The organism is Nocardia sp. NPDC050413, assembly GCF_040655475.1.
Classification (GTDB): Bacteria; Actinomycetota; Actinomycetes; order Mycobacteriales; family Mycobacteriaceae; genus Nocardia; species Nocardia coubleae.
This window is the reverse complement of sequence record NZ_JBFAJZ010000003.1, coordinates 111,590-133,717: the sequence shown is the minus strand read 5'-3', so window position 1 is coordinate 133,717 and position 22,128 is coordinate 111,590. Positions and strand designations below refer to the sequence as shown.

17 protein-coding genes and 1 tRNA gene are annotated in these 22,128 nt (G+C 68.9%); 10 read left to right on the top strand and 8 right to left on the bottom strand.

Annotated elements, in window-relative coordinates; all coding sequences use genetic code 11:
- Window positions 1–17 precede the first annotated feature (17 nt).
- The 5 genes from AB0I19_RS10375 (at window position 18) to AB0I19_RS10355 (ending at window position 6,612) form a co-directional block, all read left to right on the top strand.
- The gene (locus tag AB0I19_RS10375; RefSeq protein WP_357146980.1) at window positions 18–1,415 is read left to right on the top strand and encodes an NAD(P)H-quinone dehydrogenase; all 1,398 of its coding nucleotides are present in this window, start codon (window positions 18–20) and stop codon (window positions 1,413–1,415) included.
- 176 nt (window positions 1,416–1,591) lie between these two features.
- The gene (locus tag AB0I19_RS10370; RefSeq protein WP_210740789.1) at window positions 1,592–2,626 is read left to right on the top strand and encodes a hypothetical protein; all 1,035 of its coding nucleotides are present in this window, start codon (window positions 1,592–1,594) and stop codon (window positions 2,624–2,626) included.
- Between the two features lie 72 nt (window positions 2,627–2,698).
- Window positions 2,699–4,105, top strand: coding sequence for a hypothetical protein (locus AB0I19_RS10365; protein ID WP_357146978.1), 1,407 nt, complete (start codon window positions 2,699–2,701; stop codon window positions 4,103–4,105).
- A gap of 88 nt (window positions 4,106–4,193) precedes the next feature.
- Complete coding sequence (locus AB0I19_RS10360) at window positions 4,194–5,378, top strand: PLP-dependent aminotransferase family protein (RefSeq protein WP_357146975.1); 1,185 nt, start codon at window positions 4,194–4,196, stop codon at window positions 5,376–5,378.
- A 322-nt stretch (window positions 5,379–5,700) separates the two neighbouring features.
- Window positions 5,701–6,612: an alpha/beta fold hydrolase gene (locus AB0I19_RS10355; RefSeq protein WP_357146972.1), complete on the top strand. Its 912-nt coding sequence runs from the start codon at window positions 5,701–5,703 to the stop codon at window positions 6,610–6,612.
- A gap of 30 nt (window positions 6,613–6,642) precedes the next feature.
- Here AB0I19_RS10355 and AB0I19_RS10350 read toward each other — a convergent pair whose 3' ends face one another.
- Entirely contained in the window at window positions 6,643–7,233 is a 591-nt protein-coding gene (locus AB0I19_RS10350) for a TetR/AcrR family transcriptional regulator (RefSeq protein ID WP_357146969.1), read from the bottom strand.
- Between the two features lie 2 nt (window positions 7,234–7,235).
- Window positions 7,236–8,732, bottom strand: a complete 1,497-nt coding sequence (gene glpK, locus AB0I19_RS10345; RefSeq protein ID WP_357146966.1) for a glycerol kinase GlpK — start codon at window positions 8,730–8,732, stop codon at window positions 7,236–7,238.
- 234 nt (window positions 8,733–8,966) lie between these two features.
- Between glpK and glpD the strand changes: the two genes are divergently transcribed.
- On the top strand, window positions 8,967–10,757 hold the full coding sequence (gene glpD / locus AB0I19_RS10340) for a glycerol-3-phosphate dehydrogenase (protein ID WP_357146963.1): 1,791 nt from the start codon (window positions 8,967–8,969) through the stop codon (window positions 10,755–10,757).
- Window positions 10,758–10,760: 3 nt separating this feature from the next.
- Here the strand turns inward: glpD and AB0I19_RS10335 are convergent, their stop codons facing one another.
- The 3 genes from AB0I19_RS10335 to AB0I19_RS10325 form a co-directional block, all read right to left on the bottom strand.
- On the bottom strand, window positions 10,761–11,141 hold the full coding sequence (locus AB0I19_RS10335) for a VOC family protein (protein WP_357146961.1): 381 nt from the start codon (window positions 11,139–11,141) through the stop codon (window positions 10,761–10,763).
- 98 nt (window positions 11,142–11,239) lie between these two features.
- Window positions 11,240–12,013: a DNA-formamidopyrimidine glycosylase family protein gene (locus AB0I19_RS10330; RefSeq protein ID WP_357146958.1), complete on the bottom strand. Its 774-nt coding sequence runs from the start codon at window positions 12,011–12,013 to the stop codon at window positions 11,240–11,242.
- Between the two features lie 3 nt (window positions 12,014–12,016).
- The gene (locus AB0I19_RS10325) at window positions 12,017–17,065 is read right to left on the bottom strand and encodes an ATP-dependent helicase (RefSeq protein ID WP_357146955.1); all 5,049 of its coding nucleotides are present in this window, start codon (window positions 17,063–17,065) and stop codon (window positions 12,017–12,019) included.
- Window positions 17,066–17,213: 148 nt separating this feature from the next.
- Between AB0I19_RS10325 and AB0I19_RS10320 the strand changes: the two genes are divergently transcribed.
- Window positions 17,214–17,756 carry a histidine phosphatase family protein gene (locus AB0I19_RS10320; RefSeq protein WP_357146952.1) on the top strand — a complete coding sequence of 181 codons (543 nt, stop codon included), beginning with the start codon at window positions 17,214–17,216 and terminating at the stop codon, window positions 17,754–17,756.
- 40 nt (window positions 17,757–17,796) lie between these two features.
- Here AB0I19_RS10320 and AB0I19_RS10315 read toward each other — a convergent pair.
- Window positions 17,797–17,873 (bottom strand) — tRNA-Met (locus AB0I19_RS10315).
- A 53-nt stretch (window positions 17,874–17,926) separates the two neighbouring features.
- Window positions 17,927–19,450: an aldehyde dehydrogenase family protein gene (locus AB0I19_RS10310; protein ID WP_357146949.1), complete on the bottom strand. Its 1,524-nt coding sequence runs from the start codon at window positions 19,448–19,450 to the stop codon at window positions 17,927–17,929.
- A 113-nt stretch (window positions 19,451–19,563) separates the two neighbouring features.
- On the opposite strand from AB0I19_RS10310, the gene AB0I19_RS10305 reads away from it, so the two are divergent.
- The 3 genes from AB0I19_RS10305 (at window position 19,564) to AB0I19_RS10295 (ending at window position 21,737) form a co-directional block, all read left to right on the top strand.
- Window positions 19,564–20,016, top strand: coding sequence for an Lrp/AsnC family transcriptional regulator (locus AB0I19_RS10305; protein WP_067490712.1), 453 nt, complete (start codon window positions 19,564–19,566; stop codon window positions 20,014–20,016).
- A 64-nt stretch (window positions 20,017–20,080) separates the two neighbouring features.
- Entirely contained in the window at window positions 20,081–21,421 is a 1,341-nt protein-coding gene (gene lat, locus AB0I19_RS10300; protein WP_357146946.1) for an L-lysine 6-transaminase, read from the top strand.
- Window positions 21,422–21,542: 121 nt separating this feature from the next.
- Complete coding sequence (locus AB0I19_RS10295; protein ID WP_357146943.1) at window positions 21,543–21,737, top strand: hypothetical protein; 195 nt, start codon at window positions 21,543–21,545, stop codon at window positions 21,735–21,737.
- A gap of 20 nt (window positions 21,738–21,757) precedes the next feature.
- On the opposite strand, the gene AB0I19_RS10290 is transcribed toward AB0I19_RS10295, so the two are convergent.
- Window positions 21,758–22,114, bottom strand: a complete 357-nt coding sequence (locus AB0I19_RS10290) for a hypothetical protein (RefSeq protein ID WP_357146941.1) — start codon at window positions 22,112–22,114, stop codon at window positions 21,758–21,760.
- Window positions 22,115–22,128 lie beyond the last annotated feature (14 nt).

Here is a 22,128-nt window from a genome sequence, read left to right as displayed (position 1 = left end):
GCACAGGAGCGTGACTGGTGGCACGGATTGCGATCATCGGCGGTGGACCGGCGGGATACGAGGCGGCTCTGGTGGCCGCCCAGCACGGGGCCTCGGTGACCCTGGTCGATGCCGACGGCATCGGTGGCGCCTGTGTGCTGTGGGATTGCGTTCCGTCGAAGACGTTCATCGCCTCCACCGGTCTGCGTACCGACCTGCGCCGCGCCCGCGACCTCGGCATCACCCTCGACGCGAGCCAGGCGAAGGTGAACCTGCCCGAGGTGAACGGCCGCGTGAAGGCGCTCGCCCTCGCCCAGTCCTCCGACATCCGCGCCAAACTGCAGGCCGCGGGTGTGCAGCTGCTGGCCGGGCGCGGTGAATTGGTCGGTCCCGCAGCCGGTTTGGCGCATCGTGTGCGTGCCACCATGGTCGACGGCAGCACCGAGGAATTCGAGGCCGAAGTGGTGCTCATCGCCACCGGCGCCAGCCCGCGGGTCCTGCGCGGCGCCGAACCAGACGGTGAGCGCATTCTCACCTGGCGCCAGCTCTACGACCTGCCGGAACTGCCCGAGACCCTGGTGGTGGTCGGATCCGGTGTCACCGGTGCCGAATTCGTCTCCGCCTACACCGAGATGGGTGTGCGGGTGAAGCTGGTGTCCAGCCGCGACCGCGTGCTGCCCGGTGAGGACGCCGACGCCGCCCTCGTGCTCGAGGAAGCCCTCGCCGAACGCGGTGTGGAACTGGTCAAGCACGCCCGCGCCGACGCCGTGGAGCGCACGGCCGACGGCATCGTGGTGAAGCTGTCCGACGGGCGGACCGTCACCGGCACCCATGCCCTGATGACCGTCGGATCCACCCCGAACACCGCCGATCTCGGTCTCGACCGGGTCGGTATCGAACTCGACAACGGCTACCTGCGTGTCGACCGCGTGTCGCGCACCTCGGTGCCGGGCATCTACGCGGCGGGTGACTGCACCGGCCTGCTCCCGCTCGCCTCGGTGGCCGCGATGCAGGGCCGGATCGCGATGTACCACGCGCTCGGTGAGGGCGTGAGCCCCATCCGGCTCAAGACCGTCGCCTCGGCGGTGTTCACCCGTCCGGAGATCGCGACCGTCGGCGTGAGCCAGACCGCCATCGACAACGGTGAGGTGCCCGCACGCACGGTCATGCTGCCGCTCAACACGAATCCGCGCGCGAAGATGTCGGGACTGCGCCGGGGTTTCGTCAAGATCTTCTGCCGCCCCGCCACCGGTGTGGTGATCGGCGGCGTGGTCGTCGCCCCCATCGCCTCGGAGCTGATCCTGCCGATCGCGCTCGCGGTGCAGAACAACCTCACCGTCACCGACCTCGCGCAGACCTTCTCGGTGTATCCGTCGCTCACCGGATCGGTCACCGAAGCCGGTCGTTTGCTGATGCGCCACGACGACCTGGACTGAGCCCCCACGGCCGATATCCGAAAGCTACTGCCGCGTTGCCTGTCTCGCGCTCATATGGTTGACTCACGGCCGAGGCGCGTTCGAATGCGAGCGCGTGGTGGATTGTGGGGGATTCCCTCCGGGAAAGGGATTAGCGAAAAGTGAAGCATCGTAAGCCGAGTCGGGCGCAGCGAGCGATGGCAAGCACGTCGTTGCCCCTGGCCGCCGCCGCGGCCGTGGCGACCCTCCTCGCGGCTCCGGCCGGCGCGGTCCCCAGCGACCAGCCGACCACACCCGCGACTCCGGCTCCTGCGCAGCCGGGCACCGAGACCCCGAGCCAGCAGCCGGGGGAGACGCCGGAGACGGTCACTCCTGAAGAGAAGCAGCCGGAGACCCCGGAGAACGTGAAGCCGGGCGAGTCCAAGCCCACCCCCGCGCAGCCGGGTGTCACCACCCCCGCGCCGGAGGAGCCGGAGCAGGCCAAGCCGACGCCGAGCCAGCCGGGTGTCACCACCACCCCGCGTACCGCGCCGCTGCCGGTGCCGGGTCAGGCCGGTCAGGGCAACCCCGCCCAGCCCGCCGTGAACAACCCGGAGAAGCCGGAAGAGGCCGCGCCGGGCCAGCAGGGCGGCACCCCCGCCCAGCAGACGCCCGCGCAGCCTTCGCAGAACCAGCCCGCCGCCCCGCAGGCGCAGGGTGGTGCCGAAGACGGCCCCGAGACCCTGGTGCAGGAGCCGCAGGAAGCGCAGGAGCCCGCCTGGCAGGCGCCGCGCCTGGCCAACGCGCCCGCCGCGCCGGTCGTCGAGATGGAAGGCCCGCACCAGGAAGTCGGCGTCACCGTCGACGGCGGTTCGCTGCTGCCGGGTGTGCTGGCCAACACCCACCACTACAACAACGCGTCCGGTTACGTCGGCACCATCGGCTACCGCACGCCGGGTGGCGGCTTCGGTGACGCCGGTGTGGCGGTCGAGTACGTCGGCGAGAACTCGGTGAAGGTCACCACCTTCAACGGTGGCGACGGCCGCCCCGACAACACCATGGTCACCGTCCTCGACACCACCCAGGCCAACCTGGCCAAGGCGGCGGTCGAGAACTGGATCAAGGCCCAGCCGGGCGGTGCCGCCGCGATGGAACAGGCCGCGAAGGCTACACTTCCGGTGCCGGGGGAGCTGCTGCAGACGATCAACGTCGCGGGTGTCACCACTCAGTGGGGTGGCTCGCTCCAGTACTGACACGCAGTACGTCGTGTGGGGCGGTCGGATGGCGACCGCCCCACACGTGTGTCCTGGGGAAAGGATGGGACTGTGGCCACCGAGGATGACGAGAACGAGCGCGGCCGTAACCGGCCCGCGAGTGAATTCGGTCCTCCCGTAGGCGATTTCGGGCCGCCGGTCGACGACGCCGGTTTCGGTGGTCCGCTCGCCGTGCCGCCGCCCGCTCCGCCGGGACCGCTGCCGGAGGTCGGTTGGCGACCAGCGCAGCCGGGCTCCGCACCCGCGCCCGGGCCGTTCGGTGCGCCGGTGGGTGCGCCGATGCCCCCGGCCGGACCCGTTCCGCCCGCCGCTCCTGGTCCGGTGCCTCCCGCCGGGAACGTTCCGCCGAATGGGCCTGTTCCGCCGCGCGGGTCCGATCCTGTTGTGCCGCCGCGTCGTTCGGCTCCGACATCCGTCTTCGGCGACGCCGTGTCCACGCCGCCGCCCACGAGTCCGCCTGCGCCGCGTCGTTCTTCGGCACCGACCTCCGTTTTCGGTGGGGCCACGCCGCCGCCCGCGAATCCTGTTGCGCCGCCGCGTCCTTCGCCGTTCGGTGACGCTGTCGCGACACCGCCGCCCGCACGACCCACCCCGCCCGCCGATCCGACGGTGCGTTTCGGTGCCGACGCTTCCGCCGCCGGTAGCTCGGTGTTCGGCGACTCGGTGCCGGTGACTTCCGGGAAGGAAGAGACCGAGGTCATCCGGCGCAACTCCGCGCCGCGCCAGCAGCGGGTCACCGAGCCGGAACGCGCCCCCGAACCGCCGCGCGCACCGGCCAAGGACAACGACGCCGAGGACCGGGCCTGGTGGAACAGTCCCGACGACGACGGCGGCGTCCCCAAACCGCCCGAACCCGGCCTGTCCTGGGCCGACGACCCCATCGCCCGCAGGCTCGCCCCGAAGACGCCGGTCGCGCCGGTCGCCGAGGAGTCCGAGCCCGACAACCGGATGCGCTGGATCATCGGCGGTGTCGTGGCCGCGGTCCTGCTCGTCGTCGCGCTGGTGCTGACGATCGGGCTGGTCAAGCGTGGTGGCGGCGAGGATCCCGGGCCTACCGCGGCGCCGGTCACCTCCGCCGCGGGTGCCGACTGCCGGACGATCGCCGACGAGGGTCTCACCGTCGGCAACGGCCCGGGCGACACATCCTCGGGCGCCAGGGCGATCCTCGGCTTCCAGTACGCCTTCTATGTCGAACGCTCCGGTGCGCGCGTGCGTGAGTTCGTCGCGCCCGACGCGGTGACCATCTCGCCCGCCGATGTCATCCAGAAGGCGATCGACGATCAGATCCCGAGGGGTACCACGCACTGCGTGAAGGTGCGCGAGACCGGTGTCGGCGTCTATGACGTGGAACTGCGTGAGTGGCATCCCGACCGTACGTCGGTGGTCTATAAGCAGGAGATCGTCACCAGCCTGACCGATGGGAAGTGGCAGGTCAAGTCCATTACCGCCCTCCCATAGTCCCATTATCTGGGACAACAATTTCATATTCTGGTGAATGCTGTGCGATCGTTGGTCATCGCGTCCCCTGGCGTTCCCGGAGGTTTCCATGTCGCTGACCAGTCCAGCATTGGCGGGCAAGCTCGCCGGTTTGCAGAGTTCGGCGATCAGGGATCTGCTCAAACTCACCGCGCGGCCGGAGATCATCAGCCTTGCCGGTGGTCTGCCGGATGCGGCGCTGATGCCCGGCGAGCGGATCGCCGCCGCCGCCGAGTCGGCCCTGCGTGATCCGGCGGTGCTGCAGTACACGGAGTCGCCCGGCTGGCCCGCGCTGCGTGCGGTGATCGCCGAGCGCGAGTCCGCCAAGATCGGCAGGTCGGTGCCGGTCGGCGAGGTGTTCATCACCCATGGTTCGCAGCAGGCGTTGTCGCTGCTGGCCGAGGTGCTGCTCGATCCCGGCGCCCTGGTCGTGGTGGAGGATCCGGCGTATGTCGGTGCGCTGCAGGTGTTCCGGGCGGCCGGTGCGCGCATCGTCGCCGTGCCGCTCGACGCCGACGGACTACGTATCGACGTGCTGGAGGAGCTGCTGGCCGCCGGTGAGCGTCCGGCCGTCGTCCACACCGTCGCCAACTTCCACAATCCCGGTGGGGTCACCCTGGCACCCGAGCGCCGCCGTCGCCTCGCCGAACTGGCTGAGGCACACGGCTTCTGGGTGATCGAAGATGATCCCTACGGCGAACTCTGGTTCGACCAGCCGGCCCCGTCGCCGGTCGCCTCCTATTCACCCCAGGTGATCCGGCTGTCCAGCGTGTCCAAGATCCTGGCCCCCGCCCTGCGCGTCGGCTGGTTGATCGCCCCCGAAAAGGTCTGTCGCGCGGTCGAACTCCTCAAACAAGGCGCCGACCTATGCGGCTCGGCCCTCACCCACCAGATCACCACCGACCTGCTCACCGACACCGACTGGCTCACCACCCACGTCGACACCATCCGCGCCGCCTACGGCACCCGCGCCCGCGCCCTCGTCACCGCCCTGCGCACCACCTTCGCCGACCGCGTCCGCTGCACCGACCCCACCGGCGGAATGTTCATCTGGGCCGACTTCACAGACGGCACCAACGCCTCGACCCTCCTCCCCACCGCCCTGGAAGCAGGCGTCGCCTACGTCCCCGGCGCCGCCTTCGCCGTCACCGACGCCTACCAGACCTCCATGCGCCTCTGCTTCACCACCTCCGACGAACCCACCCTCGCCGAAGCCGTCCATCGCCTGGCAAAAGCAGCCACGACCAGCGTCTGATAGTGGCTCACCGGTCGCTCGTAAGGGCCTCGACTCTTCGTGAGGCCTTGTGCGCCGGGGTGATCAGGATGCAGTCATGCGCGATTCGGCGGCGTCGACAGGCCGAATCCGGGCACACGGGAACACTGTCTACAACGATTGACCGGACTCCGAGCCCCCGAGCCTGAACTGTTGTCGCCTCGGAGGCCGCTGTAGCGATGTTCGAAATGCGAGCACGTGAATCAGTGTTTTGCGATGGTGCTGCTCAGTGGGTGTTTTTGCGGCCGGATCGGGGTCGTGAATGCGAGTTGGCAGCGGGTATTCGGGGCCGGATTCTGTGCGTATGGAGTATTCGAGTTATGTGAAGTTCCTGCCGGTTCGGTATCGGGAGAAGGTGGTCGAGCCGGAGTCGACGTGGTGGGAGTGGCGGGGGCGCAGGGTGCATGTGGCCAGGGCGGAGCGTGGGGACGCGGGTGTTCGGGTGTTGGCGTTGCACGGGGCGGGTGGGCATGCGGGGTTGGTTTGGCCGCTGCTCGGAATTGCTGCAGGGAAGGGGGTTTCGGTCGCGGCGCTGGATCTTCCGCTCTACGGCGACACCGTCGAGCCGAAGCCCACGTCGGTGCGGTATCGCGACTGGGTGGAGCTGGTGAGCGAGTTCGTCTGTGCTGAAACCGAATACGACAGCAGGCCGCTCGTGCTGTTCGGCGCGAGTGTCGGCGGGATGCTCGCGTACGAGGTGGCGGCGCGGACCGGGCGGGCCGCGCATGTGGTGGCGACCTGCCTGCTCGACCCTGCTGACCCGGCCGCTCGTCGGGCGGCTGCCCGCTGGAAGACATTGGGCGCGTTGCCACGTGGCGTTCTCTCGGGTGCGGGGCGAGTGGCGGGCGGTGTGCGCCTGCCGATTCGATGGATGGTCGATATGGCGAACATGAGCCTGGACCCGGCACTGTCGCGACACTGCGGCAGCGACCCGCGGGGCGGCGGCGTGTGGATTCCGGTCGGGTTTCTCACGGACTTCCTTTTGTTCGAACACACACCGCCACAGGACTATCAAGGTTCACCGGTCACGCTGGTCCACCCCGCGGCGGACCGGTGGACGCCGCCGGAGCTGAGCGTGCGGTTCCTCGACCGGATCGCCGCCGACACGAAAGCGGTGTTGCTCGAGGGATGCGGTCACTTCCCCGTCGAAGAGCCGGGGCTGACGCAGCTGGCCGACACCTTGCGGGAGGTCATCGGCTCGGTCCGCCCGCTCTGACCGGCCGGAATCGCGCCGTCCACTGCCCGTTCAGCCCTCCGGCAGCAACTGCCGCGCCAGTACGAGCAGCGCATCCGCATCGACGGTATGTCGCGTCATGACGCGGTGCACCTGGGTGTCGACGGCGTGGACCAGGGTCCGTGCGGTGAGCTGCGGATCAGCTCCGCCGCGCCCGAATCGCCGCAGATGGAACTCCACCTCGGCGACGAGGTAGTCCTCGAAGGCCCGCATCGCCTCCCACTCCGCGGGCAGCCGCAACGCGACGCGGTGCATGAGGGCGTGCAGGGCAGGCCGGTCGCGATGCAGACCGGCGACAGCCGTCACGATCGCACGCAGCGTCTCGTCGAACGGTGGCTCCTCGGACCGCAACCGCGCGAACACCTCGCCGAGTCCCGTCGCGGCGGCGAGGAAGTGGCGCTCGGCCAAGGCGCGCAACATCGCCGTCTTGTTCGGAAAGTACTGGTACAGCGTGCCGATCGAGACGCCTGCCCGCTCGGCGATCCGGTTGGTCGTGGCCGCCGCGCCCTCGCGGGAGAACACCTGGGCGGCGGCCTCGAGCAGCGTTTCCACGGTCTCGCGCGCCCGGCGTTGCCGAGGCAGCTTGCGAGGGCGGTCGTCCATCCTCAGGACCAGTTGTAGGTGCGTTCCACGGCCTTGTTCCATTCCGAATAGCGTTGGGTGCGTTCGGATTCAGGCATGTCGGGGGTCCAGGTGTGGTCGGCGATCCAGTTGTCGCGCAGGTCGTCGAGGCTGGACCAGTAGCCGACGGCCAGGCCCGCGGCGTAGGCGGCGCCGAGGGCGGTGGTTTCGCGGACCACCGGGCGGACAACGGGGACGTCGAGGATGTCGGCCTGGAATTGCATGAGCAGGTCGTTGCCGGTCATGCCGCCGTCGACCTTGAGGGTGGTCAGTTCCAGGTCGAGGTGCTGTGCGGCGGCGTCGGCACGCATGGCGTCGACCACCTCGCGTGTCTGGAAAGCGGTGGATTCCAGTGCGGCTCTTGCCAGATGGGCCTTGGTGACGAAGCGGGTGAGGCCCGCGATGACGCCTCGGGCGTCGGGCCGCCAGCGCGGGGCGAACAGGCCGGAAAAGGCGGGGACGAAGTAGGCGCCGCCGTTGTCGGGGACCGTGCGGGCCAGGGTTTCCACTTCGGGGGCGGAGGAGATGATGCCGAGGTTGTCACGCAACCACTGCACCAGCGAACCGGTGACCGCGATGGACCCTTCCAGCGCGTAGACGGCGGGAGAGTCACCGATCTGGTAGCACGCGGTGGTGAGCAACCCGTGCTTGCTGAACACCGGTGTCGTCCCGGTATTGAGCAGCATGAAATTACCTGTGCCGTAGGTGTTCTTGGCTTCGCCGGGCGACAGGCACGCCTGCCCGAAGGTGGCGGCCTGCTGGTCGCCGAGAATGCCCGCCACGGGCGCGCCGGCGAAGGGCCCGGCGGTGATCTCCGCGTACACCTCCGAGGAGCTGCGGATCTCGGGCAGCATCGACATCGGCACGTCGAATTCCGCGCAGATCTGCGAATCCCAGCGCAGCGTGCGCAGATCCATCAGCATCGTGCGCGAGGCATTGGTGACATCGGTGCGGTGTTCACCGGTGAGATTCCACAGCACCCAGGTATCCATCGTGCCGAAACACAGGTCACCCGCCTGCGCCTTTTCCCGTGCGCCCGCCACATTGTCGAGGATCCAGCGCAGTTTCGGACCGGCGAAATAGGTCGACAGCGGCAATCCGGTGCGGTCGGCGTACCGCGACGGACCCTGCTCGCCACCGAGCTCGGTGCACAGCTGATCGGTGCGGGTGTCCTGCCAGACGATGGCGTTGTACACCGGTTCGCCGGTGGTCCGGTCCCACACGACGGTGGTCTCGCGCTGGTTGGTGATACCGATGGCGGCCAGATCGCCCGCCGAGCAACCACTGTTGCCGAGCGCGGCGCCGAGCACCCATTCGGTATTGCGCCACACCTCGACCGGATCGTGCTCCACCCAGCCGGGCCTGGGGAAGATCTGCCGATGTTCGCGTTGCGCGGTCCCGACGATCCGGCCCTGCCGGTCGAAGACGATGCACCTACTCGAAGTCGTGCCCTGATCGATGGCGGCCACATAGCGACGCATTCAGGCAGGCTACCCAACCGCGCGGTCGTCGTAGCAAGCTTTGTCGCCGACGACGAGCGGGAATCGCCCGGTTGGGCGCGGGTGCCGAATTTCGGCCACGCGCCTCGCCGGGTTCGTCCCACACGCCGGGCGGGCACTACGTTTAGCCTGTAGGCAGCGCCGGGACGTGCCCGGCGTCTGCACCCAACTGTCGGCTGGGACCGGCCGTACACGGTCGGCGGCGAGGAGTCGAGCATGTCGCAGACACCGGAGTTTCCGTTCCTGAACCCTGGTGAGTTGGTCGCAGGCGGAAAACGGGACCGGCTCGGCCCCGGTGAGCTCGGGCCCGAACACCGGCGCACCGCCTGGGAGCGCCTCGGCAAGGACCGATTCGACGTGCTGGTCATCGGCGGCGGCGTGGTCGGCTCCGGGATCGCGCTCGACGCGGCGACCCGTGGCCTGTCGGTCGCCCTCGTTGAGGCGCGTGACCTCGCCTCGGGCACCTCGAGCCGGTCGTCGAAGATGTTCCACGGCGGTCTGCGCTACCTCGAGCAGCTCGAGTTCGGGTTGGTGCGCGAGGCGCTCAAGGAGCGCGAGCTGGCGTTGTCGACGCTGGCGCCGCACCTGGTGAAGCCGCTGCGGTTCCTGTACCCGCTCACCCACCGGCTGTGGGAACGGCCGTACGTCGCCGCCGGCCTGACCCTCTACGACACCATGGGTGGCGCGAAATCCGTTCCGGGACAGCATCATCTGACCCGTCACGGGGCGCTGCGATTGGCGCCGGGGCTGCGCCGTGACGCGCTGATCGGCGGTGTCACCTACTACGACACCGTCGTCGACGACGCCCGCCACACCATGACCGTCGCCCGCACCGCCGCCCACTACGGTGCCGTCATCCGCACGTCCACCCAGGTGGTGGGACTGCTGCGGGAGGCCGACCGGGTGGTCGGGGCGAAGCTGCGCGACACCGAGGACGGGCGGACCGCCGAGGTGCGCGCGAGCGTGGTCATCAACGCGACGGGCGTGTGGACCGACGAGGTGCAGGGTCTGTCGCATCAACGCGGCCGATTCCACGTGCGGGCGTCCAAGGGTGTGCACATCGTCGTCCCGCGCGACCGCATCGTCAGCGACGCGGCGATCATCCTGCGGACCGCCACCTCGGTACTGTTCGTCATTCCGTGGGGCGCGCACTGGATCGTCGGCACCACCGACACCGACTGGAATCTGGACCTCGCGCATCCCGCCGCGACCAAGGCCGACATCGACTATCTGCTCGACCGGGTGAACGAGGTGTTGGTCACGCCGCTCACCCACGCCGATATCGACGGCGTGTACGCGGGCCTGCGACCGCTGCTGGCGGGGGAGAGCGACGAGACGTCGAAGCTGTCGCGTGAGCATGCCGTGGCGCGGGTGGCGCCCGGCCTGGTGAGTATCGCGGGCGGCAAGTACACCACCTACCGGGTGATGGCGGCCGATGCGATGGACGAAGCGGCGCAGGACATTCCGGCCCGTGTGTCGCCGTCGATCACCGAGAAGGTTGCCCTGCTCGGCGCCGACGGGTACTTCGCGCTGGTGAACCAGACCGTGCAACTGGCCGAGCACTACGGCGTCCACCCGTACCGGATGACCCACCTGCTCGACCGCTACGGCTCGGTCGTCGACGAGGTGCTCGCCATGGCCCAGGGCAAACCCGAACTGCTGCAACCGATTACCGATGCCCCCGCCTACCTGCAGGTGGAAGCGGTGTACGCGGTCGCCGCGGAGGGCGCCCTGCACCTCGACGACATCCTGGCCCGGCGCACCCGCATCTCCATCGAATACCCCGACCGGGGCGCCAACTGTGCCGAGCAGGTCGCGCACCTGGTGGCGCCGATTCTCGGCTGGGACGACGACGACATCGAGCGCGAGGTGTCGACCTACCAGGCGCGGGTGCGCGCGGAGATCGAATCGCAGACCCAGCCGGACGACAAGTCGGCCGACGCCTTGCGGGTCGCCGCCCCGGAGCCGCGTCCGCAACTGCTGGAACCGGTACCGCAGGACCGCTGACCCTCAGACCGGGTCGATGCGCGCCTTCAGCAAGCAGAAGTAGTTGTCCTCGGGATCGGCCAGCACATGCCACTGCTCGTCGCCCGTCTGGCCGATATCCGCGGGACGTGCGCCGAGTTCGAGCAGGCGCGCGAGTTCGGCGTCCTGATCGCGGTCGGTGGGGTTGACGTCGATGTGCAGGCGGGCCTTGCCGGGCGTGGGGTTGTCGGTGGGGCTGAGGATGATCGTCGGCTGCGGGCCGCCGAAGCCTTCGCGTGGCCCGATCTCGATGCTGCCGTCGTCGTCGCGATCGAGCACGACGAAATCGAGTACCGCGCACCAGAACTGGGCGAGCGTCTCGGGCTCGCGGCACTCGAGTACGAGCTCACTGATCCGACATGCCATTGCGAAACCTGCTCTCTACCTGGTGAACTGCCGGGAAGTTAGCGGTGGGAACGATTCTGGTGAGCGTATCGGACCACGGCGGCGACGGCGAGCTGTTTTCAGGGAACCGGCTGGCAGCGCGGACAGAAATAGATGCCACGCTCGCGCTGGGTGATGCGGTCGGCGGGGTCGTCCTCCCCGAGGAGCTGGGAGGCGATGGCGGTGCCGCAGCGCGGGCACGGCCGGCGGGTGCGCCCGTAGACCATCGGCCGCCACGGTGGTTCGTGCGCGGCCTTGCCGAGAACCCGGTGTGACTCGTCGACGAGGGCAGGGAGATCGGCGATCTCGCCGACGGGCGTGGCCGGGTGGACGCGGCGCAGGAAGCAGATCTCGCTGCGGTAGATATTGCCGATGCCCGCCAGATTGCGCTGGTCGAGCAGGGCGAGGCCGACGGGGCGGCGCGGATACCCGGACAGGCGACGCAGCGCCTCGGCGGCGTCCCAGCCGGGCCCGAGCAGATCGGGGCCGAGGTGATCGATGACGGTGTGTTCCTCGGCGCGCGGCAGGACCTGCACTTTGCCGAGCGAGAAGCCGACGGCCTCGACCTCCTCGGTGGCCAGCACGAGTCGCGCGGTGACCCGCGGTTTGGTCCAGCGCTGGCCGCAGTGGAACACCCGCCAGGTGCCCTCCATTTTCAGGTGGGTGTGGATGCTGGCCCGGTCGGTGCGCACGAACAGGTGCTTGCCGTAGCTCACTACATCGTCGACGACTTCGCCGACAAGGTCGACGGTGGCGTAGCGCGGCACACGGAAGTCGCTGCGGGTCAGCGTCTTCCCGGCCAGCGCGGTGCGTAGCCGTTCGGCGGTGCGGAAAACGGTGTCGCCCTCGGGCATCGGCTACACCTGCCTGCGCAGTCGGAGTCCGCGTGGTGTCATCGAGAAGCCCGCCTCCACGAGGACGTCGACGAAGGTGTGGCCATGCACGGTTTCACCGTTGATCTTGTCGATCACCAGGCCGTCGACCCGGCGGTCGGTGACCAGCTGTGCCAAGGCGACGGCCGCTGTGCGGCGCAGGCCGATGTCCTCGGTGAAGCTGAGCAGGGTCTTGCCGCCGCGCTCCACATAGAGCACCAGTTCACCGCCGACCAGCACCACCAGCGCCCCCGCTTTGCGGCCCGGCCGGTGACCACTGTCAGCATCGCCCTTGGGCCACGGCAGGGCGGCTCCGTAGGGGTTGGCCGGGTCGCAGGCGGCCAGGGCCACGGCGACGCCTGCCCGGTCGTTGTCGCGGTCGGTGTCGAAGGAACGTAATCGGTCGACGGTGTCGGTGGTGGAGAACTGCGCGCCACCGAGAGTGTCGACGAAGTAGCCGCGCCTGCACCGGCCACGGTCCTCGAACTCGGTGAGCACCCGGTACATCAGCGCGAACCCGCCCGGCACGCCTTCGTTCTGTACGGAGCCGCGCGTCAGCACGCCGTATCGCTCGATGAGCTGATCGGCCGTGGCGTGGGCACGAACAGTGTTGTCGCGCACGCGTTCCGGGAGTATCGACCATCGTCCAGCCACGGTCGGCGGGCCCGAGCGGGTCGGCATCGATGGGCGGGGGAGGTATGCACGGGCGCGGGGAGCGCGGCGCGGGGTGCGATGGGCGGTGGTGCTGCGCGCGGTGCCCGACAGGAGTGCCCGCACCGGGGCGAAGGTGTCGCCGGAGACGTAACCGGCCCAGACCAACTGCCAGAGAGCGTCGCCGACTGCCTTGTCGTCGAGCAGCCCGGTCGCATCCGACAGCTGGCGGAAGAAATACGCGCCGCCGCCGCTGAGGTTCGCCGGAATTCGACGGTCGTCCCCACCGGCGGGTACGTCGAGATCTATCGCCTCGCTCGCGTACCCGGTGCTGCCGACCCGACCGGTTCCCTTCGGGGGACGTGCCCGATCCGGTCCACTCGTACTGGATGCGTCAGGGAAGTCGGATGTGCTTGTTTGCGAGGTCTTCCCGACGTTCGAGCGGTCGGCGTCGATATCGACAGCGTCGGGCCTTCCTGGCGCCGAACTGTCGTGGGCGGCCTCGTCGGCGGGTTTTGTGGACTCGGAGCTGCGCCGGGTTTGTGGGCGGGGCTCGATGTCGGCGCCGAGAGCGATGAGGAGGTCGAGTTGGACGTCGGTCGGGTCGATGTCGTCGGGTGGGGGCAGGGTGACCGGGGCCTGTTCGGCCAGGTGCAGGGCGATCCAGCCGTCGCGGGCGGTGATAGCGCCGTGCCCCGACCAGATCACCTCGCCGGTGGCCATGAGTTCGTCGAGCATGGCGGGGGAGTAGTCGCGCACCCGCATCGGCAGGATCAACGATTCCCACGCCGAGGCCGGAACAGGTACGCCCGCAAGCTGTTCCACCACCGTGGCCACTCCGTCGATGCCACGCAACTCTCCCGAACCGACGTGTTGCCAGGCAGGCAGGAAGCGAGCGAATGCCGCGGTGGCGACCGGCTCGACCTCATGCCGCGCCGCCGCGAGCGAACGACGCCGCAACCGTCGCAACACCTGTGCGTCACACCACTCACCACCGGCCGCACCCGGCGTGAATTCCCCCTCCACAACGCGCTTTTCTGCAAGCAATCGATGCAGAGCGGTAACCGCGACCGCCGTCCCCAAGCCGAATCGCTCGGCAATGGACGCAGTCGTGAACGGCGCGTGCGTGCGCGCATACCGCCCGACAAGATCACCCAGCGGATCCGGCACCGGCTCGATGAACGCGGCGGGCACCCCGATGGGCAACGGCACCCCCAGCGCATCCCGCAACCGAGCCGCGTCCTCCACCGCGACCCACCAGGTCCGTCCGGCGAACGAAACCTCCAGCGCCCGCCGCGACTCCCGCAGTTCCGCGAACCACGCCGGGGCATCGGAGTCCGCGAGCATCTGCGACTCGTCGCCGCCCACCGACGTACCTCCGTCGGCAGCACAGCTGGCGGCTGTGAGGGTTCCGGGGCGGGGTACGCAGCGGGCGGCGGCTTCGGTGGGCGTGAGGGGGCCGAGGAGGCGCAGGAGATCGGCCAGGCCTTCGGCGTCGCGGGCGTGGCGTTCGGGGGTGAGGCGTTGGAGTTCGCGTTCGGTGAGGTCGAGGACGGCTGGGTCGAGGAGTTCGCGCAGTTCTACGCGGCCCAGGAGTTCGGCGAGCAGGCTCGAGTCGAGGGCGAGGGCGGCGGCGCGGCGTTCGGCCAGCGGGCTGTCACCGTCGTAGAGGAACTGGCCGATGTAGGAGAACAGCAGGGCGTTGGCGAACGGTGACGGGGTGGCGGTCTCCACCTCGACCAGGCGGATCTCCCGGCGTGCCACCCGGGTGAGCAGGTCGCGCAGGGCTGGCAGGTCGTACACATCGCGCAGGCATTCGCGCACGGTTTCCAACAGGATCGGGAACTGCGGGAATTTCCTTGCCACATCGAGCAATTGGGCCGACCGTTGCCGCTGCTGCCACAGCGGGGCCCGCTTACCCGGGTCGCGCCGTGGCAGCAGCAGCGCGCGGGCGGCGCACTCCCGGAACCGGGACGCGAACAGCGCCGAACCACCGACCTGTTCGGTGACGATGTCGTCGATCTCGTCGGGTTCGAACGCGAACAGTTCGGCACCCGGCGGCTGATCCGTGGTGTCGGGCAACCGCACGACAATGCCGTCGTCGGACGCGGTCGGCGCCGCGTCGATCCCGAACTGTTCCTGCAGACGCGCCCCCACCGCCAGCGCCCACGGTGCGTGCACCGGCGTGCCGTAGGGCGAATGCAGCACGAGCCGCCAGTCACCGAGTTCGTCCCGGAACCGCTCGACCACCAGGGTGCGATCGGTAGGCAATTGCCCTGTCGCCGTGCGCTGTTCGTCGAGCAACCCGACCAGATTGGCCGTCGCGTTCTGATCCAGCCCAGCTGTGCGCACCAACTCCTCGAGCCGCGCAGCGGGCTTACTCAACTCCGCCCCGACCCGATTCGCACCGCGTGATCGCGCCCGGCTTTCCAGCGGGACACCCTTCCCAACAGGGGATTCCGCCGAATCGGGGGTAACTCCAGGAGCCGAGACCTCGGCGCCCATGTCGGACACGATCTGGGTGAGCTCGTCGGCGGGAACCTGCCCAGCCGTGCGAACGAATTCGCCCAGCGCCGCACCCAATTCGGCCGGCCGGCCCAGCCCGTCGCCGTGCCAGAACGGCAGCCGACCGGGCAGCCCGAACGCAGGCGACACCAGCACCCGGTCGAAGGTGATCTCCTCGATCCGCCAGCTGGTCGCACCGAGCGCGAACACATCACCGACCCGGGACTCGTAGACCATCTCCTCGTCGAGTTCACCTACCCGAGAAGCTTTCTCACCCACCATGAACACCGCGAACATTCCGCGATCGGGGATCGCCCCACCCGAGGTGACGGCCAGGCGTTGCGCACCGGGGCGCCCGGTCAGCGTGCCCGCATCGCGATCCCACACCACGCGGGGCCGCAGCTCCGCGAACTCGTCGGACGGATACCGACCGGCGAGCAGATCGAGCACGGACTCATACGCCGAGCGGGGCAGCTGCGCGTAGCTTCCGGTCGACCGGACGACATCGAACCAGGCGTCGACATCGAGCGGTTCCAGCGCGCAGGCGGCAACGGTCTGCTGGGCGAGGATGTCGAGCGGATGCGCGGGAATCTGGAGCAGTTCGATCTGCCCGGACAGCATGCGCTGGGCGGCGACGGTGCAATGGATGACATCGGTGCGGTGCTTGGGGAACAGCACACCCCGCGAGATCTCGCCCACCTGGTGCCCGGCCCGCCCGACCCGCTGCAACCCGCTCGCCACCGACGGCGGCGCCTCCACCTGTACGACCAGGTCGACCGCACCCATGTCGATGCCCAGCTCGAGACTGCTCGTGGCGACCACGCATCGCAGTCGGCCGGTCTTGAGGTCGTCCTCGATGATCGCCCGCTGCTCCTTGCTCACCGACCCGTGATGCGCACGCGCCAGCAGGTGGTCGGCACCGTGGATCACCTCGGTGGACGGCCCGAGCTGGGCGGGCGGGGCGTGCTCGGTCTCGACCGGTTCGCCGAGCTTGGCGGCGTAGGCCTCGTTGAGCCGGGCGGTCAATCGTTCGGCGAGGCGTCGCGAGTTCGCGAACACGATCGAGGAACGATGCTCGAGCACCAGGTCGACGATGGCCTCGTCGACATGCGGCCAGATCGAACCCGGCTGATCGGAGTCGCCGCCCGGATCGGTCATATCCGCCACCGGCACCCGAACCGACAGGTCGAAGGTCTTCGGCGCGGGTGGCCGGACGATGGTGATCGGCGCGTCGCCCACGAGGAATCGCCCGACCTCCTCGGGCGGGCGGACGGTGGCCGACAGCCCGATGCGCTGCGCGGGCCGTTCGGTGAGCTGATCGAGCCGGGCCAGCGACAGCGCCAGGTGCGCGCCGCGTTTGGAGCCCGCGATGGCGTGTACTTCGTCGACGATCACCGTTTCGACCTCGGCGAGGGTTTCGCGGGCCGCGGAGGTGAGCAGCAGGAACAGTGATTCGGGTGTGGTGATGAGAATGTCGGGTGGGGTGCGCTGCATCGCCCGGCGCTGTGCGGGGGTGGTGTCGCCGGATCGCACGCCGACCGAGATCTCCGGCGGGTCGAGCCCCAGCCGCTTCGCCGTCTGGGTGACTCCGACCAGCGGGGCTCGCAGGTTCCGCTCCACGTCCACTGCCAGCGCTTTCAGTGGTGAGACATAGAGCACGGACGTCCCTCGACGGGTACCGGGCTCAGCGGGCCCACGCTGGGCGAGCTGGTCGATCGCCCACAGGAACGCCGACAGCGTCTTGCCCGAGCCGGTCGGCGCGACGACAAGTGTGTGCTGCCCGTCGGCGATGGCCTGCCACGCGCCGAGCTGAGCCGACGTCGCCTCGGGAAAGGCGCCGTCGAACCACTGCGCGGTAGCGGGGGAGAACCGGTCCATGAGATTCAGTGTGCACCCACCCACCGACAGGTTCCGCGATCCGCGCGCCGCCCGCGACCAGCGTCGATGGCACGGCCGTCGAAGATTCCCCGGTCGAGCCGGGGTGAGGGGTGTGGCCCGGAACACGCTCGCCGTACCCTGGTCCATCGTGCAAACGGTGCTGAGAGTCGACCTCGTCGGCCACGGCCTCACCGAGGCGGTACGCAAGGCGCGTTTCCCGGTCGACGAACCCCTGGACACAGCGGGCCTCGCCGCGCTGGATACGTGCTCGCCGCTCACCGGAGCGCAGGTGCGGACGGGCCCGGAACGTCGGGTACGCGAAACCGCCGAGGCGCTCGGGCTGGTGGGCGAGCGGGACGAGCGACTACGTGACCTGGACGCGGGGGCGTGGCGGGGTACCGAGATGAGCAGGCTCCCGCAGGATCAGCTGTTCGCCTGGCTCACCGATCCGGAATTCCGCGGGCACGGTGGTGAGTCGGTGACCGACCTGGTGGAGCGGGTGCGGTTCTGGCTGGCCGAGATAGCGACGGCGGGTGTGGAAACCGTCGCGGTGACACATCCCTCGGTGATCCGCGCGGCGCTGCTGGTCGTCCTCGACGCGCCGCCGAAGTCCTTCTGGCGCATCGATGTTCAGCCGGCGAGCGTCACCCGGCTGCATTTCCGCGGCAACTGGACATTGCGACTGGGATGAACGACGAAAGCCCCGGAGTCGAAACTCCGGGGCTTTCGGGTGGTAGCGGGAACAGGATTTGAACCTGCGACCTCTGGGTTATGAGCCCAGCGAGCTACCGAGCTGCTCCATCCCGCGTTGCATTCACTACTGTACACGCGGGGTGGCCGAAGGCGAAATCGCCGCTGTGATCAGCCGAAATGGATGCCCTGGGCGAGCGGGAGTTCGGCGGAGTAGTTGATCGTGTTGGTCGCGCGGCGCATGTAGGCCTTCCAGGAATCGGACCCGGATTCGCGCCCGCCGCCGGTGTTCTTCTCCCCGCCGAACGCGCCGCCGATCTCCGCGCCGGAGGTGCCGATATTGACATTGGCGATGCCGCAATCGGATCCGGCGATGAACTGTTCGGCTTCGCGCTGGTCGAGGGTGAAGATGGCCGAGGAAAGGCCCTGGGTCACACCGTTGTTCAGTGCGATGGCCTCGTCGAGGTCGTCGTAGGTGAGCACGTACAGAATCGGTGCGAACGTCTCCTCGCGCACCAGTTCGGTCTGCGCGGGCATTCGCACGAGCGCGGGCCGCACGTAGTACGCCTCCGACCCGATCAGCTCCACCCGCTCACCGCCGCAGACGATTTCGCCGCCCTCGTCCTTCGCGCGCAGCAGCGCCGTCTGCATGGCGGTGTAGGCACGTTCGTTGATGAGCGGGCCGACGAGCACACCGTCGTCGAGTGGATTACCCACGGGCAGTTGGCTGTACGCCGACGACAGCCGCTCCACGAGCTGATCGGCGACCGAGCTGTGCACGATCAACCGGCGCAGCGTGGTGCATCGCTGACCCGCCGTGCCCGCCGCCGCGAACACGATCCCGCGCACCGCGAGCTCCAGATCGGCACTCGGCGCCACGATCGCGGCATTGTTGCCACCGAGCTCGAGCAGGCACCGCCCGAACCTGGCCGCCACCCGTGGCGCGACGATGCCACCCATCCGCACCGACCCGGTCGCGCTCAGCAGCGCCACCCGTGGGTCGTCGACGAGCGCCTCGCCGACGGTGGCGTCACCCTGGACCAGCTGGTGCACTTGCGGATCCGCGCCGACCTCGAGCGCGGCCCGGCGCAGCAGCGTGTGACAGGCCAGTGCGGTGAGCGGGGTCGTCTCCGACGGCTTCCACACCACCGTGTCACCGCAGACCAGCGCGATAGCGGTGTTCCACGCCCACACCGCGACCGGGAAGTTGAACGCCGAGATCACGCCGACCACCCCCAGCGGATGCCAGGTCTCCATGAGCCGATGCCCGGGCCGCTCCGACGGCATGGTCGCGCCGTAGAGCTGACGCGACAGGCCGATCGCGAACTCGCAGACGTCGATCATCTCCTGCACCTCGCCGAGTGCTTCGGCGCCGATCTTGCCCGCCTCGAGCGTGACCAGCTCGGCCAGCTCGTCCTGATGGGCGACCAGCAACGCCGACAATCTGCGCACCAGCGCCGCGCGCACCGGGGCGGGCACTGTGCGCCACGATTCGAACGCGCCGGCCGCGCGACCGATCGCGGCGTCCACGTCGGCCGTGGTGTCGGGAGTGAGCGGGAGCAGGACACCGCCGGAGATCGGGGTACGCGCGAGCAGCACGCCCGGCTCGGGCACGTCGGCGCCGAGGCCGTGCAGCAAAGCCCTCGCGCGCAGCGAGAGCTGTTCGGAGAAATGCTCGGTCACGGTGTGCGTCATCACTGTTCACCTTCTGCTGTTGGTACGACTCACGGAAAAGTTCGCTCGGATTTCGGAGGAGAACAGAAAGAAGTCTTCCCCGCGCAACCCCCGGCCTGCGTTAGCCTTCGCTGATGGCGGATACACCGGCTAGACCCCAGCTCGACGATATCGACCGGCTCCTGATCAGAGAGCTGATGAACGACGGGCGCGCCACCCTGTCGAATCTGGCGGAGAAGGCCAGCCTCTCGGTGTCGGCGGTGCAGTCGCGGGTGCGCAGGCTCGAGGCGCGCGGCGTGATCCGCGGATACACGGCCAACGTCGACCCCGAAGCGCTCGGGCACCTGCTGTCGGCATTCGTCGCGATCACTCCTCTCGACCCGTCCCAGCCCGATGACGCGCCCGCCTTGCTGCAGCACGTTCCCGGCATCGAGGCGTGCCACTCGGTGGCGGGCGAGGAGAGCTACGTCCTGCTGGTTCGGGTGGCCTCACCCCGGCATCTCGAACAGCTGCTGCAGGAGATCCGGGCCACCGCCAACGTACGGACGCGCAGCACCATCATCCTGCAGACATTCTACGACAGGTAACGATTCTTCGTAATTAATCCGTCATTCCGTGGATGTTCCGTAAATAGTTGCGTACCCTCGGGTCGTGACCATCGAACTGGAGCGCCCCGGCGCGGCGGTCACCCCCGCCAACCGGGTCCACGAAATCCTGTCCTCGCACATCCTCGCGGACGGCTTCGACCTTGTGCTCGACCTGCACAAGTCCCACGGCCGCACGCTCATCGACGAACGCGACGGCACCGCCTATCTCGACATGTTCGGCTTCTTCGCCTCCAATGCCCTCGGCATGAACCATCCGGCGCTGGCTCGCGACGAGCGCTTCCGCGCCGAACTGGCCACCGCCGCAGTGAACAAGCCGAGCAATTCCGACGTCTACACCGTCGAGATGGCCCGCTTCGTCGACACTTTCGCCCGTGTCCTCGGCGATCCGCGGCTACCGCACCTGTTCTTCGTCGACGGTGGTGCGCTCGCGGTGGAGAACGCGCTCAAGGTGGCCTTCGACTGGAAGAGCAGGCACAACGAATCCCACGGCCGCTCACCGGAACTCGGCACCCAGGTGCTGCACCTGACCGGCGCTTTCCACGGGCGCAGCGGCTACACCATGTCGCTGACGAACACCGATCCGGTCAAGACCGCGCGCTTCCCCAAGTTCGACTGGCCACGCCTGGACACCCCGCACACCTTCGCGGGCGAGGACCTCGACGCGCTCGAAGCCGAAACCCTCGCTCAGGCCGCCCGCGCGTTCGCCGACCGTCCGCACGACATCGCCTGTTTCATCGCCGAACCGATCCAGGGCGAGGGCGGTGACCGGCATCTGCGGCCGCGGTTCCTGGCCGCGATGCAGCGGTTGTGTCACGACAACGACGCCCTGTTCGTCCTCGACGAGGTGCAGACCGGTGTCGGGCTCACCGGAACCACCTGGGCCTACCAGCAATTGGATGTCGCGCCCGACGTTGTGGCCTTCGGGAAGAAGACGCAGGTCTGCGGCATCATGGCGGGCGGCCGGGTCGACGAGGTGCCCGACAATGTCTTCCGGGTGAGTTCGCGGCTCAACTCCACGTGGGGTGGCAACCTCACCGACATGGTGCGTGCGCGTCGCATTCTCGAAGTGCTGGAACAGGATCGGGTGATCGACAAGGTCGGCCCCCTCGGCCGGTACCTGCTCGATCAGCTGGGTCAGCTCGCCGCCGCGTACCCGGAGAAGGTGAGCGAGGTGCGTGGGCGCGGGCTGATGTGCGCGATCACCCTTGCCACGCCGCAACTGCGGGACCGGGTGGTGACGGCCCTGCGCGAGCGTGAACACGTGCTGCTGCTCGGGACCGGCGAACGCGGAATCCGGTTCCGTCCGGCACTCACCGTCACCGAAGCGGAACTGGGCAAGGTTGTAGACGCCCTCGACCGGGTACTCGCGACCATCGTGGAATGACGGCGAACCTGTTGGGAGAAACCCGATTCGGTGCCTCCGGGTATTTGACCGAACGGTCAGATATGCCAGACTCGTCATCCGAGCGAACAACTCGATCGACAACTACCGAACAGGACTCTCGATGAAGAAGCTCGTTGCTGTCAGCGCTGTGATCGCCGGCCTCGCCCTCCCCGTCACGACCGCCAATGCGGCCACCGCACCCGATATCGCCCCCGCCGCGACCCAGGTCGGGTCCTCGACGGGCGACATCTTCTCGGCGGTATGCGAATTCCTCAACGGCGGCTGGGCAGGCCGGCCCAAGCCCTGCATCTACTGACGAGACCCAGCACCTGCGGCTTAGCCCAATTCGGGGCTGAGCCGCGGCGTGAGGGCGAGGGCGCCTGCGACGAAACGGGTCACCGATTCGACGCCGGTGGCCAGGGCGTCGGCGAATCCGTCGCGCGCCCAGCCGGTGATCAGGGCGGTGCCGTCCGCGTCGGGGGTGACGCCGATCTCGGCGATCATCTCCGCCGTGGTCGGCACGCACACCGCCCACGACAGATGCGATTCGTCCACCCACCCGCTGTCGCGGCGGGCGATGTAATCGGGGTCGACGATGCCTGCTTCGGCGAGCGCGGGCCGGTCATCGATCCGTTCGTCGGCGCGCAGGGCACGCAGGTACCAGGAGCCTGCGTTGATCTCGATCGGTTCCACGGGCCGAGCCTAGC

Excerpts from the sequence above, each read along its gene's own strand:
- AB0I19_RS10370 (WP_210740789.1), top strand. The coding sequence starts at position 1,592 with ATGGCAAGCACGTCGTTGCCCCTGGCCGCCGCCGCGGCCGTGGCGACC.
- AB0I19_RS10360 (WP_357146975.1), top strand. The coding sequence starts at position 4,194 with ATGTCGCTGACCAGTCCAGCATTGGCGGGCAAGCTCGCCGGTTTGCAG.
- AB0I19_RS10355 (WP_357146972.1), top strand. The coding sequence starts at position 5,701 with ATGGAGTATTCGAGTTATGTGAAGTTCCTGCCGGTTCGGTATCGGGAG.
- AB0I19_RS10350 (WP_357146969.1), bottom strand. The coding sequence starts at position 7,233 with ATGGACGACCGCCCTCGCAAGCTGCCTCGGCAACGCCGGGCGCGCGAG.
- glpK (WP_357146966.1), bottom strand. The coding sequence starts at position 8,732 with ATGCGTCGCTATGTGGCCGCCATCGATCAGGGCACGACTTCGAGTAGG.
- glpD (WP_357146963.1), top strand. The coding sequence starts at position 8,967 with ATGTCGCAGACACCGGAGTTTCCGTTCCTGAACCCTGGTGAGTTGGTC.
- AB0I19_RS10335 (WP_357146961.1), bottom strand. The coding sequence starts at position 11,141 with ATGGCATGTCGGATCAGTGAGCTCGTACTCGAGTGCCGCGAGCCCGAG.
- AB0I19_RS10330 (WP_357146958.1), bottom strand. The coding sequence starts at position 12,013 with ATGCCCGAGGGCGACACCGTTTTCCGCACCGCCGAACGGCTACGCACC.
- AB0I19_RS10325 (WP_357146955.1), bottom strand. The coding sequence starts at position 17,065 with ATGGACCGGTTCTCCCCCGCTACCGCGCAGTGGTTCGACGGCGCCTTT.
- AB0I19_RS10310 (WP_357146949.1), bottom strand. The coding sequence starts at position 19,450 with ATGACGCACACCGTGACCGAGCATTTCTCCGAACAGCTCTCGCTGCGC.
- AB0I19_RS10305 (WP_067490712.1), top strand. The coding sequence starts at position 19,564 with ATGGCGGATACACCGGCTAGACCCCAGCTCGACGATATCGACCGGCTC.
- AB0I19_RS10295 (WP_357146943.1), top strand. The coding sequence starts at position 21,543 with ATGAAGAAGCTCGTTGCTGTCAGCGCTGTGATCGCCGGCCTCGCCCTC.